15 protein-coding genes are annotated in these 16,380 nt (G+C 72.2%); 9 read left to right on the forward strand and 6 right to left on the reverse strand.

Going from position 1 to position 16,380, the window contains the following annotated elements; all coding sequences use genetic code 11:
• Positions 1–12: 12 nt before the first annotated feature.
• Entirely contained in the window at positions 13–801 is a 789-nt protein-coding gene (hisN, locus tag ACFY1H_RS13845; protein ID WP_386946608.1) for a histidinol-phosphatase, read from the reverse strand.
• A 42-nt stretch (positions 802–843) separates the two neighbouring features.
• Between hisN and ACFY1H_RS13850 the strand changes: the two genes are divergently transcribed.
• A complete protein-coding gene (locus ACFY1H_RS13850) occupies positions 844–1,545 on the forward strand; it encodes a response regulator transcription factor (RefSeq protein WP_366575938.1) in 702 nt (233 codons plus the stop codon).
• Positions 1,546–1,560: 15 nt separating this feature from the next.
• Positions 1,561–2,844 carry an ATP-binding protein gene (locus ACFY1H_RS13855; RefSeq protein ID WP_366575936.1) on the forward strand — a complete coding sequence of 428 codons (1,284 nt, stop codon included), beginning with the start codon at positions 1,561–1,563 and terminating at the stop codon, positions 2,842–2,844.
• On the opposite strand, the gene ACFY1H_RS13860 is transcribed toward ACFY1H_RS13855, so the two are convergent.
• The 5 genes from ACFY1H_RS13860 to ACFY1H_RS13880 all read right to left on the reverse strand — a co-directional run bounded on the left by ACFY1H_RS13860 (position 2,841) and on the right by ACFY1H_RS13880 (position 7,950).
• Positions 2,841–3,503 carry a hypothetical protein gene (locus ACFY1H_RS13860; RefSeq protein ID WP_366575384.1) on the reverse strand — a complete coding sequence of 221 codons (663 nt, stop codon included), beginning with the start codon at positions 3,501–3,503 and terminating at the stop codon, positions 2,841–2,843. The genes ACFY1H_RS13855 and ACFY1H_RS13860 overlap by 4 nt on opposite strands.
• Positions 3,504–3,529: 26 nt before the next feature.
• Positions 3,530–4,390: an NAD(P)H-binding protein gene (locus ACFY1H_RS13865; protein WP_386946610.1), complete on the reverse strand. Its 861-nt coding sequence runs from the start codon at positions 4,388–4,390 to the stop codon at positions 3,530–3,532.
• Between the two features lie 219 nt (positions 4,391–4,609).
• Positions 4,610–5,134 (reverse strand): GtrA family protein, encoded by a 525-nt coding sequence (locus ACFY1H_RS13870; protein WP_366575380.1) that lies wholly within the window; start codon positions 5,132–5,134, stop codon positions 4,610–4,612.
• Between the two features lie 37 nt (positions 5,135–5,171).
• A complete protein-coding gene (locus tag ACFY1H_RS13875) occupies positions 5,172–5,675 on the reverse strand; it encodes a GtrA family protein (RefSeq protein ID WP_366575378.1) in 504 nt (167 codons plus the stop codon).
• A 10-nt stretch (positions 5,676–5,685) separates the two neighbouring features.
• Complete coding sequence (locus tag ACFY1H_RS13880) at positions 5,686–7,950, reverse strand: sigma-70 family RNA polymerase sigma factor (protein ID WP_366575377.1); 2,265 nt, start codon at positions 7,948–7,950, stop codon at positions 5,686–5,688.
• Positions 7,951–8,217: 267 nt separating this feature from the next.
• Between ACFY1H_RS13880 and ACFY1H_RS13885 the strand changes: the two genes are divergently transcribed.
• The 7 genes from ACFY1H_RS13885 to purE all read left to right on the forward strand — a co-directional run bounded on the left by ACFY1H_RS13885 (position 8,218) and on the right by purE (position 16,380).
• Complete coding sequence (locus tag ACFY1H_RS13885) at positions 8,218–9,060, forward strand: GGDEF domain-containing protein (protein ID WP_386946614.1); 843 nt, start codon at positions 8,218–8,220, stop codon at positions 9,058–9,060.
• Between the two features lie 104 nt (positions 9,061–9,164).
• Positions 9,165–10,589, forward strand: coding sequence for a glycosyltransferase 87 family protein (locus tag ACFY1H_RS13890; RefSeq protein WP_386946616.1), 1,425 nt, complete (start codon positions 9,165–9,167; stop codon positions 10,587–10,589).
• A complete protein-coding gene (locus ACFY1H_RS13895; RefSeq protein WP_386946618.1) occupies positions 10,564–11,727 on the forward strand; it encodes a glycosyltransferase 87 family protein in 1,164 nt (387 codons plus the stop codon). The genes ACFY1H_RS13890 and ACFY1H_RS13895 overlap by 26 nt, the downstream gene beginning before the upstream one ends.
• 56 nt (positions 11,728–11,783) lie before the next feature.
• A complete protein-coding gene (locus ACFY1H_RS13900) occupies positions 11,784–13,385 on the forward strand; it encodes a LuxR C-terminal-related transcriptional regulator (RefSeq protein WP_386946619.1) in 1,602 nt (533 codons plus the stop codon).
• A 102-nt stretch (positions 13,386–13,487) separates the two neighbouring features.
• A complete protein-coding gene (locus tag ACFY1H_RS13905) occupies positions 13,488–14,627 on the forward strand; it encodes a flavin-containing monooxygenase (protein ID WP_386946621.1) in 1,140 nt (379 codons plus the stop codon).
• Positions 14,628–14,677: 50 nt separating this feature from the next.
• Positions 14,678–15,862, forward strand: coding sequence for a 5-(carboxyamino)imidazole ribonucleotide synthase (locus tag ACFY1H_RS13910; protein ID WP_386946623.1), 1,185 nt, complete (start codon positions 14,678–14,680; stop codon positions 15,860–15,862).
• Between the two features lie 20 nt (positions 15,863–15,882).
• Entirely contained in the window at positions 15,883–16,380 is a 498-nt protein-coding gene (gene purE / locus ACFY1H_RS13915; RefSeq protein WP_364053176.1) for a 5-(carboxyamino)imidazole ribonucleotide mutase, read from the forward strand.

The raw sequence follows: 16,380 nt of genomic DNA on the forward strand, positions 1-16,380 counted from the left end.
GCACCCGCCGGGCTAGCGCTTGAGGAGGCCGAGCGCGGCGTCGTGCAGCGCGCCGTTGCTCGACAACGCCGAGCCGCCCTCGTAGGTCGCAGCGCCCGTGAGGTCACTGAACCGCCCGCCGGCTTCCGTCACGAGGACCTGCGCGGCCGCGACGTCCCACGGGTTCACGATGCACTCGGCCGCGAGGTCCAGCGCGCCCTCCGCGACGAGGCAGTGCTGCCAGAAGTCGCCGAACGCGCGGCTCTCCCAGCAGGCCTCCGTGAGGGCGAGGTACTTCTCGCGGGAGTGGTACTCGGTCCACGTGTTGAGGTCCGTCGTGGAGAGGTACGCGTCTTCCAGCGAAGCCACGGCCGACACCGCGAGCCGCCGCACGCCGGCCGTGTCGCTGCTGTACGCGCCGTCGCCGCGCGAAGCCCACCAGCGGCGGCCCAGCAGCGGCGCGGTGATCATGCCGACGACGGGCGAACCGTCCTCGACCAGCGCGATCAGCGTCGCCCAGACCGGCACACCGCGCAGGAAGTTCTTGGTCCCGTCGATCGGGTCGAGCACCCACGCGCGGCCGGTCGCGCCGGCCGTCCCGCCGCGTTCTTCGCCCGCGACGGCGTCGCCGGGGCGCTCTGTGGCGAGGATCGCACGGATGGCGTCCTCGACCGCGGTGTCGGCGTCGGTCACCGGGGTGCGGTCGGGTTTGCGGGACACCGAGAGGTCGAGCGCGCGGAAACGCGCTGTGGTGATCGCGTCGGCGGCGTCAGCCAGCCGGGTGGCAAGGGTCAGATCATCCTCGTAGCCAGGCACGGTCACGATGGTTTCACGGGTGTTCGCCGTAAGGTTGGCGAGGTGAGCATGGTCCTACTTGCCGAAGACGACCCCACCATCGCCGAGCCCCTGTCCCGGGCGCTCCAGCGAGAGGGGTACGAGGTCGAGGTCGTCACCGACGGACCGGCGGTGCTCGGCGCCACCTCCGCCCACCGCGTCGACCTGCTCGTGCTCGACCTGGGCCTGCCCGGCATGGACGGGCTCGAGGTGTGCCGCAGACTGCGCGCCGGCGGCACCGAGCTGCCGGTGCTGATGCTCACGGCCCGTACCGACGAGGTCGACTTCGTCGTGGGGCTCGACGCGGGAGCCGACGACTACGTGGCCAAACCGTTCCGCCTGGCGGAGCTGCTGGCCCGCATCCGCGCACTGCTGCGCCGCCGGGTGCCGGAGGTGCTCGAGTCCGGGGGCGTCCGCATGGACCTCGGCGCGCGGCTCGTCACCGTCGACATGCACGAGGTGCAGCTGGCGAACAAGGAGTTCGAGCTCCTGCGCGTGCTGATGAGCCGCGCCGGCCAGGTCGTGAGCCGCGACGAGATCCTCGCCGAGGTGTGGAACGACCTGGAGTCGAAGACGTCGAAAACGCTCGACATGCACATGTCCTGGCTGCGGCGCAAGCTCGCCGTCGCGGCGGACGAAGCCGCCGGGCGCCCGGCCAAGTCCACCCACTCCGACGGCGAACGGCGCATCGCGACCGTCCGCGGCGTCGGCTTCCGCTTCAACGTCGAATAGCGCCGCGCGATGAGCATGCGCCGCCGCATCCTGATGGCGATCCTGCTGGCCGTGCTCGTGACCGCGGCGGTGCTCGGGATCCCGCTCGGCGTCACGGCCTGGCGGCTGGTGGAGAACCTCAATCGCGAGAGCCTGGCCGAACGCGCGCGCGTGATCGCCGCGACCGTCGACACGCAGGTCGCCAACGGCGACGAGATCGACATCCAGCAGTTCCGCGTCGGCGTGCCGCACGGCGGCTTCCTGGAGGTCCGCGGCGACGGGCTGATCGAGAAGCACCTCGGCGTGAACCCCGGGCCCGACCCGGTGGTCGAACGCGTGCCGACGGCACGCCACGGCGAGGTGGTCCTGTCGATCCCGCGGGGTCCGGTGCGCACGAAGCAGACGCAGGTGACGCTGCTCGTGGTGCTGCTGGTGGTGCTGTCCGTCGGCACCGGTGCGGTGGTGGCGACTGTGACCGCGCGCCGGCTCGCGAAACCGCTGCGGCACGTCGCGGACCGTGCCTCGCGCCTCGGCGGCGGCGACTTCCGGCCCGACCCGGGGCGCTACCGCGTGGCCGAGCTGGACATGGTCGCGGAGGCGCTGGACACGTCGGCGTCGGCGCTGGCGCAGCTCGTGCAGCGGGAACGGCAGCTCGTCGGCGACGTCTCGCACCAGCTGCGCAGCCGGCTCACCGCGTTGCAGCTGCGGCTGGAACCGCTGACGGTGCACGGCGATCCCGACGTCGTCGAGGAGTCGCGCGCCGCGCAGGAGCAGGCCGACCGCCTGGCCGAGGCCCTCGACGAGCTGCTTGCCGCCGCGCGCGCGGCCCGCGAGGTGGACGCCGAGCCCGTCGACCTGCACGCGACGCTGCCCCAGGTCGCGGAGGAGTGGCGCCAGCTGCTGCGGGTCGAGGGCCGCAACCTACGTCTGAAGGTTGCCGACGGCCTCATGGCCCGCGCGACGCCCGGCCGCCTGCGCGAGGTCATCGGCGTTCTCCTGGACAACGCCCTGCGCCACGGCGCCGGGACCGTGACGCTGGCCGCCCGCCGCGGCGAGTCCGACGCCACGGTGGTCATCGAAGTCGGCGACACCGGCTCCGGCGTGCCCGACGAGCTCGCCCCGCACATCTTCGAACGCGGCTTTTCCGGCGGCGGCTCCACCGGCGTCGGCCTCGCCCTGGCCCGCGCCCTCGTCGAAGCCGACGGCGGCCGCCTGGAGCTGTCCAACAAACGCCCGGCGATCTTCAGCCTGTTCCTCAAAGTGCCCCGCCCGGACGACGTCGGCGAGGTCCGCTGGCCGGCGGAGCCGGTGCCGCGCTAGCGCGTCCGACGCGGGTAGCGGCCGAGGTGAACCGCCTGCTTCGCCCGTTCGAGCAGCGAGAAGCCGTTCTCCACCAGACCCGCGACGACGATCCGGGCGCCGTCGCGCAGCTCGACCTTGCCGCTGGCCGTCCAGCGCGTGCCGCCGGTGCGCTGGTGCACGTAGGCGACGTCGGCCCATTTGACCGTGCGCGTGCCGTGGCGGTCGGTGTGGACGAAACCGCCTTCGTGCAGCCGGAACTCCTCGTCGCCGTGCCGCACCTCGCTCACACCGACGCTCACGCCGCTCGCCAGCACGGCGAACGCGAGCCCGGCCAGCCCCGCGTAACCCCCGATCGGCACCACGTGGTCGGACGAGTCGTCGCCGAGGGCGATGAAGGCGAACCAGAGCACGGCCGCGAGCCCGGCGAAGCCGATCACGGTGGCCCACAACGCGACCCGGCGTCGCCGGTGGCGGCCCGCCGTGCGGTGGACCGACACCAGCGAACCCAGCTCGGCGGGACCCGGCTTGGTTTCCCGGACCCGGGCGATCTGGCGCACCTGCTGTCGCCGAAACGCCCTGGACGAGCGGATCTTCGCGATGGTGTACCAGGTCATGCCCACCAGCCAGATCGCGCCGATCACGAGCACGACCTCGGGCACCGCCGGTTCCGCGTCCACCTCACGCCCCCTTCCGGCGGCCGAGGTTAAGGCCGCGGGCGGGGACCGGTCCCCGGCCCGGCGGCTTCCCGGGCCCACTCGGCGAACGTCAGCGGTTTGCGGCCGAGCAGCCGTTCCACCGTGTCGAACACGACGTCCTCGCGGCCGGCTGACTGGCGCTTGAGCTCGAACGCACCGTCGACCGCGTCCGCGGGCCAGCCCAGGGCGAGCAGGCGCGCGCGGGCGGCGGGTTCGGGCTCTTCGACGTAGCGCACCGGACGGCCCAGCGCGGCGCCGAGGATGGCGACCTGCTGGGCGGGCGTGAGGGCTTCGCCGCCGGTCAGTTCGTAGGTGGCGCGCTCGTGGCCGGGGGTGGTGAGCGCGAGCGTGGCGACGGCGGCGATGTCGCGGACGTGCACCAGCGCCGACGCGGGGTCGCCTTCGGGGACGTACACGGCGCCGTCCGTGCGGGCGGTATGGAGCCAGAAGCGGCGGTTGTCCATGAACGCGCCGGGGCGCAGGATCGTCCACGCCGGACCGGCTTCGCGGATCGCCCGCTCCGCGCGGGCGTGGGCGCGGGTGATCGGGTCCGTCTGTCCGAAGTGGACGCCCGCGGTGGACAGCTTCACGAGGTGTGTGACGCCGGCCCGCGCGGCAGCGCCGGCCAACGCGGTTTCCCGCGCGGCCAGGTCACCGCCGTGGCCGGAGGTCAGCACGAACACCCGGGAGACGCCGGACAGCGGCACAGAGTCGACGTCGTCCAGGTCGCCGCGCACCACTTCGGCACGCGGGTCGATGCGGGCGCGGGCGGGGTCGCGCGTGAGGGCGCGGACGGGGGAGCCGGCGTCGAGCAGGGCGGGAACGAGGGCGCGGCCGACCTTGCCGGTGGCGCCGAGAACGAGGATCACGAAAAGAACTCCTTGAGACAGAACGAAAACGCACGAGGGCGTGCGAGGGCACGAGACGGGAAAAGGGTCCAACCGTCACCCGCGATCGGGTGCGGTCCTCTTCGCGCTCGGCGACCACCTCGGATTCGTCCCACCGGCCCGGTCGACCCCGGGCGGTGTCTCAAGAAGGAACAACGACGAACAGGACGCTAGGCAAACACAGGTCCGCGCACAACCGAGTTACCGCGGCAGCCGCGTGACCTGTTCACGCCGGCGTTCGCCCAGTTCGGCCGGGAAGACCCACTTCTTGAAGCCCCAGTACCGGAACACCATCGCCAGCAGCATGCCGATGATCGAGCCGCTCGCGAAGTCGGCGAACTCCTGCACGAACCTCGAGACGAACGGCTCTTCGAGGTGCAGCACGTACCGCGAGACGTACAGCGGGATCAGGTTCACCACCACCGCCACGCCGCTGATCACGAAGAACAGCGCGGCCTCGTGGGTCCGCTCGCGCCCGCCGCGGGTGCGGAAGGACCACTCGCGGTTGAGCACGTACGACACGATCGTGGCCACGATGATGGCGATGGCCTTCGCGGTCGTCGGCTTCGACTCGAGGACGCTGAGCTTGAGCAGGTACCAGACGCCGTTGTCGACCACGAAGGTCGTGCCGCCGACGATCGCGAACTTCAGCATCTCCCGGTGCTTGATGAGCACCGAGCGCAATGGCTCCGGTGTGCGGGCCAGCACGGTCTCGACAACGGTCACGCCCGCCAGTTTAGAGAACCCGAGGTCACCGCGGGTCTCAGGCGGCCTTCCTGTCGGAAATGTCCGCATCGTCCGATGACCTCACCGCACGCAGGCGAGCACCCTCCGTGGGGAACACCCACTTCTTGAACGCCCACCAGCGGAACAGCGTGCCCAGCAGCGTCCCGAGGATCATGCCGCTCACGAAGTCGGCCACTTCCTGCCCGAGCAACGTGAGGTGCGGCTGCTGCAGGTCGAGCACGTAGCGCGAGATCCACTGCGGCAGCGCGTTGAGCCCCAGCGCGATGCCGCTGATGAGGAAGAACAACGCGGCCTCGTGCGTGCGCTCGCGGCCACCGCGGGTGCGGAAGGACCACTCGCGGTTGGCGACGTAGGAGAAGATCGTGGCGATCAGCACGCCGATGATGAGTGCCGTGACGGGATTGCTCCGCAGCACGGTGAACTTCAGGACGTAGGTGATCGCCGTGGTGATCAGGAAGCTGATCCCGCCGACCACGGCGAACCGCAGCAGCTCGCGGTGCTTCGCCAGGAACCCTCGCACCCGGGCGACGCTACCCCCTCAGCCAGTCGAAAAAGCCGCGGGGCTCGATCGACGGCGGGGTCTCGCCGGGTTTGCCGGAGTTGCCGCTTCCCGGGGTCGGGGGCGCGCTCGTGGTGGTCGACGGCGTGCTCGGCGGGGTGGTGGTGACCGGGTCCGTGGGCTTCGCCGGCGGGGTGCTCGACGGCGTCGGCTTCCGGTGCGGCGGCTTCTTCGACGAGCTGGCCGACTCGGGGGTGTCCGAGGTCGTCGTCGAGGAAGAAGGGGAAGAAGTCGGCGTCGGCGGGACTCCGGTCGTCGGGTACGGCACGTCGCAGATCCCGAGCCAGCAGCCGAACGACACCTTGGCCTGCTGCGCCGCCTTGCCGAGTGTGGCGTTCACGGTCACGGCCGCGTTGTGCGCCGGGCGGCCCTTGAGGCGCACCCACAGGTTCACGTGCTGGCCCGGCGCGAGCGCGCCCCGCGTGGTGCACGTGGCGCCCGTGTCGGTGGAGTGGCACGGGAAGCCGCTGAGGCTCCACGACTGGTACAGCGCGTGGTCGAAGGTGACGGTGACCGGCTTGGTGGTGTCGCCGGTGTTGCGGACGCGGACGTAGACGAGCGGGTTGCGCGTCCACGGGAACGCCGAGAGCCCGTCGGTGTCGGCCTGCAGCGCGAGCAGGTCGGGTGGCGACTTCACGGTGACCTTCACGCTCACGGCGACCTTGATCGTCGCGCCCGCCGTGACCGAACCCGTGACGGTGCCGCCCTGCGCGGAGTCGTCGGCCTGAAGGCGGAACGTGAGCACGGCCGTCTGACCGGGCTGCAGGCCGGAGCCCGTTTTGCACGTCACGGTGCCGGTGCCGCCGGGGCAGTCGATGCTGAGCTGGGTCGTCGCCGGGGTGTCGGCCTGGCGCGAGAACCCGCTCACGGCACCGCCGCCGCCACCCGCGGGCACGGCGGACACGCCGGGCGGCAGGTTCAACGCGACCTGGACGGGGTCGGACGGGCTGCCGCCGTCGTTGCGGACCGTGATCGGCAGGTTCACCGGCCCGGCGCCGGGCTGGAGTTCGAGATCACCCGAAGGTGTGGTCGCGGACATCTTCGCCGCCGCGGGTGCCGCCGGGGGAGGCGGTGCCGCGGGCGGAGCGGCGGGCGGCGGCTGGACCGGCGGGGGTGCCGGGACCGCCGGCGGCGGCGCCTGCGGAGGTGCGGGCGGGGCCGGCGGCGCGGGAGGCGCGGGCTTGGCCGGCGGCACCGCGGGCGCGGCGGCCGGCGGCGGAACCTGCGCGGCCACGGGGATCTCCTGCGGCGAGCCGGCCGCGGCCAGCGCGACCGCCACCGTCGCCACGATGGCGGCGCCCGAAGCCGCGACACCCACGAACTGACGGGGCGCGGAAGCGGCGGCCGCGGCACCGGCCTTGGCGCCACCCGCCGCGGCGGCGCCCGCACCCACGGCGGCACCCGCCGTGGCCGCGCCCGCCTTCGCGGCGCCGATCGTCGCGAGGTAACCCAGCGCGGCGCCGCCCAGCACGATCGGGGCGATGATCGCGCGCAGGCCGCCGTTGACGTCGGCGAGCTCGGCGGCCAGACCGCGGCAGTCCTCGCACTCGTCGAGGTGGCTCTCGACCTGGGCTCGCTCGCGTTTGGACAGCCCGTCGCGAGTCCACGCGCCGAGCCGCTCCGCGGTGGCGTGACAGCGTTCGGCGGCGGTTTCCTGCAGGTGGACCTGCAGGTACGCCTGGCGCAGGCCCTCGCGGGCGCGGTAGGCGAGGGCGGACACGCCATTCGCGGTCAGGCCCAGCAGCGGCGCGACCTCCGCCGGGCTCTGCTGCTCGATCTCGGTGTGCCAGAGCACGGCCTGCCAGCGTTCGGGCAGCCGCGCGAACGCCTTCGCGGCCAGCGTGCGCTCGAGCCCGGCCACGGCGGTGTCGGAGAACGGCACGGTCAGCGCCTCGCCGACGGCCCCGCCGACGTCGCTCATGTCCTCGTTGAGGTCGACGCGGCGGTCGCGTCGGGTCTTGTCGTACGCGGTGTGGCGAAGCGCGGTGAGGAGGTACGCGCGGAACGCGGTGTCCGGACCTTTGCCGCCGCGCAGCGTCTCGAGGACCTTCGAGAAGGCCTCGGACACGAGGTCGTCGGCCTCGGAGCTCGAGCGCGCGAGCTGGCGGGCGAGGTTGTGGGCGGCGCCGCTGTGGCGCTCGTACAGGGGCCCGTAGCTGGCGATGTTCCCTGAGCGGACCTCGGCGATCAGCTCGGCGTCGCTCTTACCGGACAGATCGGCGGGAACGGTGGACACGGGGCTCCTTCATCTGGCACACGCGGCCTTGGCCAGCCACGATCTACCTCTCCAACGCGAGCACAAGTGTGACGGACGCGGCGATACGCGTCACCTCGTGGTCGGCGTGTTGACTCCGTCGGCGCAACAAGTTCACCCGGGTCTGGGGTGTGTCGCTGCGGCGGTCCTGCGAAAAAGACCCCGGAACGCCGTCACGCGGACGGCGGTGTCACGTCCCCTGAGTGGAGCAGGACAAGATCGACATCGACCGGGAAGGAGCGGTGGCCAGTGGACGTACCGGCGACCGGGGCACTGTCCGGTCCCGCCGGCGAGCAGGAGTCCCGTGCCCGGTTCGACCGGGACCGGAACCTACGCGCCCTGCGGGCCAGATGGCGCACCGCCAGTCTCGCCGCGGGGTGGCGTTTCCCGAGCGACTGGGCACTGCCCGAAGTGGACGCCGTGTGCGCCGCGGTGGTCCGCCACGGCGCGACGGGCGCCGAGACGGCGCTGGCCGGCCTCGGCCGCGCCCGGGCCGCCGCGGGCGCGAACCTCGCGGAGACGCTGTCCGACCTGGCCGCGCTGCACGCCGTGCTCGACGACCCGGACGCGGTCGACGGCTTCGTCTCACCGGACGTCGACGCCACCCCCGCCCGGTTATTGCGCGTGACCGCACTGGCTTGGGCGGACGTCGCCACGGATCAGCTGGTGCACACCGAGGTGACGGATCCGTTGACCGGCTTGCCTTCCGCCTCGTATCTGCGGACGCGGCTGGCAGAGGTCTACCGGGCGAGCGCCGCGGACAAACACGTGCTGCTCGTGGTCGCAATGGACTTGACCACCGTGTCCGGCTGGCCCCGGCTCACGGGGATGATCTTGGTGGCCGACGCGTTGCGCGCGGTCTTCGACACCGGCGAGAGCCACGCGACGCTGGGGCCGTCGGTGGTCGCGGTGCTGTGCCGCCGGGACGGCCGTCTGGCTTCGCGAGGCGTGGCCCTGCGCCGGGCCCTGAACGACCGGCTGTCGGTCGACGCGCAGCTTCGCGAGGTCAACCGGCCGCGCGTCTCGGCGGTCCGCCTGCCGGGTTCGCACGACAGCGCGTGCGACTTGCTGTCCGACCTGGCCCGCGGCTGACGTTGTCCGGAGGTGCGCCGGATGTGGTTCTGATCTTGGCCCGGTGAAGGCTCGCGGCCCGACCCATCGGGCCTGCTGCGGCGCGTTCATGATTTCCTGGTGTGGTGACCAGGACCGTTCCCTCCGCCTTCGACGGCGAAGTTCCGGTGAGCGCTGCCCAGCCTCGCCTGGCCCTGCGCAGGTCACTCGCCAGGCTGTCGATGCGGCCGCGGTCGATCCTGATCCTCTCGGTGATCCCGCTGGTCGCGATCGGCGTCGGGATCTGGGGCTGGACGCACGAGTGGGGGCTGGGCGTCGACAGCGCGGTCTACCGCGGCGGCGCGCTCACCCTGCTGCACGGGGACTCGCTGTACGACACCAACACGCTGTCCACCGAACCGTGGTGGGCGCTGCTGCCGTTCACGTACCCGCCGACGGCCGCGTTGTTCTTCGTGCCGCTCGCGCTCGTGCCGACGCAGGTGGCGTGGGGGTTCCTGACAGCCGTGTCGCTGGGTGCCCTCGCGTTGTCGGTGCGGATCTCGATCGGTGCGTTGCCGCGTCCCGACGAGGACGGGCCGCGGTGGTGGGCCTCGCCCGCGCGGTCGACGATCGTGTTCTTCGTCGTGTTCCTCGGTCTGGAACCCGTGTGGCGCACGATCTTCCTGGGCCAGATCAACCTGATCCTGATGGCCATGATCCTGCTGGACATGCTCGTGCTCGGCGCGCGCGGCAGCCGGTGGGGCGGCGTGCTGGTGGGCGTCGCGGCGGCGATCAAGCTGACGCCACTGGTGTTCCTGGGTCACCTGTTCATCACCGGCCGCCGCAAGGACGCGTTGCGCGGGCTGGCGACGTTCGTGGTGCTGCAGGGCCTGATGTTCCTGATCAACTCCCACGACGCGTGGCGCTACTGGACCGCGACGCTGCCCGACACCGGCCGCATCGGTCCCGTGCACTGGGCCGGCAACCAATCGCTCAACGCGCTGATGAACCGCGCCACCGACCTCGCGCCGTGGGCGTCGAAGGCCGCGATGGGCATCGGCCTGCTGCTGGCGATTCCGGCGCTGTGGCTGCTGATCCGCTTCCACCGCAAGGGTCAGGCATTGGCCGCGCTGCTGGTGACGGCGTTCTGGACGCTCCTGATGTCGCCGATCTCGTGGTCGCACCACTGGGTGTGGGTCGCTCCGCTGATCGTGCTGCTCGTGTCGCGCCTGCCGAAGACGACACCCGCCACGGCGTGGAAACGCTGGCTGGGCACGGGGCTCGTGGCGTTCGTGTTCGTCAGCTGCGTGCTGCTGATCCTGCCGAACGGGCGCAACGTGGAGCTGCACTGGAAGGTGTGGCAGAACGTCCTCGGTGACGCGTACATCCTGATGCCGGTGGTGCTGGGGGTTGCCTTGATCCTGCGGTGGGGGCTGCAGCGGCGGGCGCGTAATCGCGGTTCCTCGCCGGATGCGGGGCCGGACACGGGACCGGGTTCCGGTTCCGCGCCGGGTTCCGGTTCGGGTTCGGGGGAGGCCGCGGACCGTGCCGACGCCACGCCGGCTCACTGACCCGCGCCTGCTGGCGCTGCCGTTCCTCGCACTTGTCCTCGGAGTCGTCGTCTGGCTCACGCATCGGCACCTCGGTGCCGACAGCGCCGTCTACCGGGCCGGGGCGCTGACCCTGCTCAAGGGCGAGCCGCTCTACACCACCGGCGACCTCACGACGCTGCCCGACTGGGTCCGGTTGCCCTTCACCTACACGCCCGCCGCGGCCGCGCTGTTCGTGCCGCTCGTCCTCGTGCCGGCCGGGCTGGTGTGGGGCGTGGTGGCGGTGTTGTCGGTGGTGTCACTGACGGTGGTGATCGCGGTCGTCGCGCACCCCTCGCGCTGGTGGCTGCTCGGCGGCACGGTGCTGGCCTTAGGCCTGGAGCCGGTGTGGAAAACGCTGTTCCTGGGCCAGATCAACCTGATCCTGATGGCGTTCGTCGTCGTCGACGTCCTGGTGCTCTCGCTGCGCGGCTCACGCTGGGCCGGCGTGCTGATCGGCGTCGCCGCGGCCATCAAGCTGACGCCCCTGATCTTCGTACCGCACCTGTTCTTCACCGGCCGCTGGAAAGACGGCCTGCGCGCCCTGGGCACCTTCGTCGGCCTCGAGGCGATCATGTTCGCCGTCATCCCGCACGACGCGTGGTTCTTCTGGACGAAGTCCGCCACCGACCCCAGCCGCGTCGGCTCGGTCACGTGGATCTTCAACCAGTCGCTCAACGGTCTCGTCAACCGCGCCTCCGCCCTCGCCCCGTGGTCGCTCACGGTGGCCGTCGCGGTCGGCGCGGTGCTCGCCGTGCCCGCCGTGTGGCTCGTGATCCGCCTGCACCGCCGCGGTGAACCGGTGGCCGCCCTGCTCGTGACGGCGTTCTACGGGCTGCTGCTTTCCCCCGTTTCCTGGTCGCACCACTGGGTGTGGGCCGTGGCGCTCATCGCCCTGCTCGTCACCACGGGCCGCCGCTGGTGGGCCCTCGCCGCCACCGCGTTGTTCGCCTCGCACATCGTCATGCTCGTCCCGAACGGCGCCGACATCGAGCTCAGGTGGGGCCTGGGCTGGTCGATCCTGGGCAACGCGTACGTCATCGCGGCGGCCGGCACGATCCTCGGCCTGGCGGTCCGCGAGTTGCGGCTGAGCTCTCCGGCGGCGAGGCTGGCGAAATAGCGCCGCTCCCCAGCGTCGGATCCACGTCGTACAGTGGAACGACTGCCGGGAGGTGCATGGCGGTGGTGAACGGCGAGGCGGCCGAGCGGGCCTTCGCCGGACAGGCGTGGCGAGAGGTGTACGCGGGGCTCACCGGAGGTCGTGCGGCACTGACCGCGGACGATCTCGTACGCCTTTCGACGGCGGCTTACCTGCTCGGGCACGACGACGAGAGTTTCGAATCGCGGGAGCGCGCGTATCTCGAGTACGTGCGGGACGCCTGCCCGGCCGAGGCTGCCCGGTGCGCGTTCTTCCTGGCCCTGCCGCTGCTGTTGCGGGGTGAGCCGGCGCGCGCGAACGGCTGGCTGGCGCGGGCGCGGCGGCTGCTCGACGAGCACGGGTTGGACTGCGTCGAACGGGGTTACCTCCTGGTGCCCGTGGGCCTGCAGCGCATCCACGGCGGGGACACCCGGGGCGCGCACGACGCGTTCACCTCCGCGGTGGAGATCGCCGCCCGCTTCGGCGACGCGGACCTCCTGGCGCTGGGCCGGCACGCGCAGGGCCGCGCCCTGATCAAGCTGCACCGCACCGCCGAAGGACTGGCTCTGCTCGACGAGGCGATGGTCTCGGTGACCTCGGGCGAGGTGTCGCCGATCCCCGCGGGAGTCGTCTACTGCAGCGCGATCGAAGGCTGCCACGAGGTTTTCGACGTCGTCCGCGCACAGGAGTGGACGGCGTCGCTGAGCGCGTGGTGCGCGGCGCAGCCGGACCTGGTGCTCTTCCGCGGCCAGTGCCTGGTGCACCGTTCGCAGGTGCTGCAGGCGCTCGGCGCGTGGCCGGAAGCCCTGGTGGAGGCCCGCCGAGCCGGTGAGCGGCTTTCCGGTCCACGCCGCCAGCCGGCGCTCGGCATGGCGCTGTACCAGGAAGCCGAGCTGCACCGGCTGCGCGGCGAGCTCGCCGCGGCCGACGACGGCTACCGGAGCGCCGGCGAGTACGGCCATCCCACCCAGCCCGGCTGCGCGTTGCTGCGCCTGGCCCAGGGCCGGACAGCCGCGGCGGTCTCGGCGATAGGCCACGCCGTCGTCGAGGCGGTGGACGACCACCTCGTGCGTGCCCGGATGCTCGCGGCGCAGGTGGAGATCGTGCTGGCCGCCGGAGAACCGGGCGCCGCCCGCGGCGCGGCCGACGAGCTGTCGGCGATCGCCGCCGAGATCGGCATGCCACTGCTGTGGGCGACGGCCGCGCACGCGCGAGGCTCGGTCCTGCTGGCGGAGGGCGATCCCTCGGCCGCGCTCGGTGAGCTGCGCGCCGCGTGCGAGGGGTGGGCCGAGCTGGACGCGCCGTACGAGGGAGCGCGCACACGCCTGCTCATCGGCCGGGCCCGGCAGCTGACGGGCGAGGAGGACGCGGCCGAAGTGGACTTCGCCACCGCGCGCGAGGTCCTGCAGCGGCTCGGCGCGGACGTCAGTGCTCCGCCGACTTCGCAGACCTCGCTCACCGAGCGGGAACTGCAAGTGCTGGCGCTGGTGGCCGAGGGACTGTCGAACCGGCAGATCGCGGCGCGGCTGGTGATCAGCGAACACACCGTGCGGCGGCACCTGCAGAACGTGTTCGCGAAGCTCGGCGTGCCTTCGCGCGCCGCCGCGGCCACCCACGCGGTGCAGCAGCACCTCATCTGACCCGTGGTACGGACGGACCATCCCACTTCGGGCGAAGTGGTACGGCTGTTCGATGCCGACGGCGCCGCCGGCTCCTAACGTGCTGGTCAGGAGGTAGGACTGATGAACGAGCACACCGAAACCGTGGTCATCGGAGCGGGGCAAGCGGGGCTGTCGGCGGGGTACCACCTCGCGCGGCGCGGCCGCGACTTCGTGATCCTCGACGGCAACGACCGGATCGGGGACAACTGGCGCTGCCACTGGGACACGCTGCGGTTATTCACGCCGGCCCTGGCAGCCGGGCTGCCTGGCATGGCGTTCCCGGGTCCGCCGATGCACTACGCGACCAAGGACGAAATGGCCGACTACCTGGAGACCTACGCGCGCCGGTTCGCGCTGCCCGTGCGGGGTGGGCAGCGCGTGGCCCGGGTGTCGCACGACGGGGCCGGTTTCGAGGTGACCACGGAGACGACGACGTTCACCTGCGACAACGTGGTGGTCGCGACGGGCACGTTCGGCCGCGCGCCGCGCGTTCCCGAGTTCGCCGACCGGCTCGATCCCGGGATCCGGCAGCTGCACTCCAGCGAGTACCGCAACCCTTTGCAGCTGAAGCCGGGTCCGGTGCTGGTGGTCGGCGCTTCGCACTCGGGCGGCGACATCGCCTTCGAGGCCGCCCGGGCGGGCCATCCGGTGGTGCTCAGCGGGCCGATCCGCGGCGAACTGCCGTTCGACATCAACCGGCGCCCGGCGCGCGTCCTGTTCCCGGTGCTGTTCTTCGCGGCCAAACACGTGCTGACGCTGCGGACGCCGCTGGGCCGCGCGCTGCGGTCCGAAATTCGGGCACACGGCGGCCCGTTGATCCGCGTGAAGCGCGCCGACCTGACCCGCGAGGGCGTCGAGCACGTCGCCGACCGCACGACCGGCGTCCGCGCCGGTGCCCCCGTCCTCGCCGACGGCCGGGTGCTCGACGTCGCCAACGTCGTGTGGTGCACCGGCTTCCGCCAGGACTTCTCCTGGATTGACCCACCCATCACGGACGACTCCGGCTGGCCGCGCGAGGACCACGGCGTGGCGACCACGGCCCCGGGCCTGTACTTCGTGGGGCTGTCCTTCCAGTGGGCCTTCTCGTCGATGCTCGTCGGCGGCGCCGGCCGCGACGCCGAGTACGTCGTGAAGCACCTGACCGCGCGCGCCGACGCGGCGGCCCGGCCGCGAACCGGTCGCACACGCCTGGGCGCGGGCGCCGGTGGCGCCGGTCACTGAGCCGGTACCCGCAGCTCCGCCAGGTCTCGCCAAGTAACCTGAGCGGCGCTATGGACAAACGAACCGGTCTTCCCGTGGTGGGCATGGTGGGCGGTGGGCAGCTGGCCCGCATGACGCACCAGGCGGCGATCGCCCTCGGTCAGTCGCTGAGGGTCCTGTCGGCGAGCGCCGACGATTCGGCCGCGCTGGTCGCGTCCGACGTGGTCATCGGGCACCACACGGATCTCGAGGCGCTGCGGAAGTTCGCGCAGGGTGTCGACGTGCTCACGTTCGACCACGAGCACGTGCCCGGCGAGCACCTGCTGACGCTCGTGATGGAGGGCGTCGTGGTGCGGCCGGCGCCGTCGGCGCTCGGGTTCGCGCAGAACAAGCTCGTGATGCGCGAGATGATGGCCGGCATGGAGGTGCCGGGGCCGGACTTCGCCGAGGTGTCCACTGTGGACGAAGTGATCGCCTTCGGCGCGGCGCACCGGTGGCCGGTGGTCCTCAAGGCCGCCCGCGGCGGGTACGACGGCCGCGGCGTCTGGATGCTCGACACGGCGCAGCACGCGCGAGAGGTGGTGCCGAAGCTGCTCGACGCGAGCACGGCGCTGCTGGTCGAGGAGAAGGTCGAGATGAAGCGCGAGCTGGCGGCGCTGGTCGCCCGCTCGCCGTTCGGCCAGGGGGCCGCGTACCCCGTGGTCGAGACGGTGCAGACCGGCGGCATCAACACCGAGGTCCTCGCCCCCGCGCCCGGCCTGTCCGAGGAGCGCGTGCACGAAGCGCAGGACCTCGCGTTGCGCATCGCGTCGATGCTGGACGTCACGGGGCTGCTGGCCGTCGAACTGTTCGAGACGGAGCGGGGCCTGCTCGTGAACGAGCTGGCCATGCGCCCCCACAACTCCGGCCACTGGACGATGGACGGCGCGCGCACATCGCAGTTCGAGCAGCACCTGCGCGGCGTGCTCGACTACCCGCTGGGCCGCACCGACCTCGTCGCGCCCGCGTGCGTGATGGCCAACGTGCTCGGCGCCGACGTCGCGCCGCAGATGAGCCCGGACGAGCGCGTGCACCACCTGTTCGCGCGCTACCCCGAGGTGAAGATCCACCTCTACGGCAAGCAGGACCGCCCTGGCCGCAAGCTCGGCCACGTCAACTTCGTCGGCGACAACATGGACGACCTGCGCAACCGCGCGCTGCTGTCGGCCCACTGGCTGTCCCACGCCGTCTGGCTCGACGGCTACGAGATCCACTGAGTCCACTGAAGGGAACACATATGGCGCCGCAGGTGGGCGTGATCATGGGCAGTGACTCCGACTGGCCCGTCATGGAGGCCGCCGGCCAGGCCCTGGCGGAGTTCGGCGTGGAGTACGAGGTCGGCGTCTACTCCGCCCACCGCACCCCGCAGCGCATGCTGGACTACGCCACGTCCGCCGCCTCCCGCGGCCTGCGCGCCATCATCGCCGGCGCCGGCGGTGCCGCCCACCTGCCCGGCATGGTCGCCTCCGCCACCGTGCTGCCCGTCATCGGCGTCCCGGTGCCGCTGAAGTACCTCGACGGCCTCGACTCGCTGCTGTCCATCGTCCAGATGCCCGCCGGCATCCCCGTCGCCACGGTCTCGGTCGGCGGCGCGCGCAACGCCGGCCTCCTCGCCGTGCGCATCCTGGCGGCTTCGGACCTGCAGCTGCAGTCGAAGCTGGCCGAGTTCCAGTCGAGCCTGGAGACGCTGGTGCTGGAGAAGGACGCGGCGCTGCGCGAGAAGGCCGGCCAGTAG

It is taken from the genome of Amycolatopsis sp. NPDC001319 (assembly GCF_042896185.1).
Taxonomy (GTDB): domain Bacteria; phylum Actinomycetota; class Actinomycetes; order Mycobacteriales; family Pseudonocardiaceae; genus Amycolatopsis.

Excerpts from the sequence above, each read along its gene's own strand:
- ACFY1H_RS13850 (WP_366575938.1), top strand. The coding sequence starts at position 844 with ATGGTCCTACTTGCCGAAGACGACCCCACCATCGCCGAGCCCCTGTCC.
- ACFY1H_RS13855 (WP_366575936.1), top strand. The coding sequence starts at position 1,561 with ATGCGCCGCCGCATCCTGATGGCGATCCTGCTGGCCGTGCTCGTGACC.
- ACFY1H_RS13900 (WP_386946619.1), top strand. The coding sequence starts at position 11,784 with ATGGCGGTGGTGAACGGCGAGGCGGCCGAGCGGGCCTTCGCCGGACAG.
- ACFY1H_RS13905 (WP_386946621.1), top strand. The coding sequence starts at position 13,488 with ATGAACGAGCACACCGAAACCGTGGTCATCGGAGCGGGGCAAGCGGGG.
- ACFY1H_RS13910 (WP_386946623.1), top strand. The coding sequence starts at position 14,678 with ATGGACAAACGAACCGGTCTTCCCGTGGTGGGCATGGTGGGCGGTGGG.
- purE (WP_364053176.1), top strand. The coding sequence starts at position 15,883 with ATGGCGCCGCAGGTGGGCGTGATCATGGGCAGTGACTCCGACTGGCCC.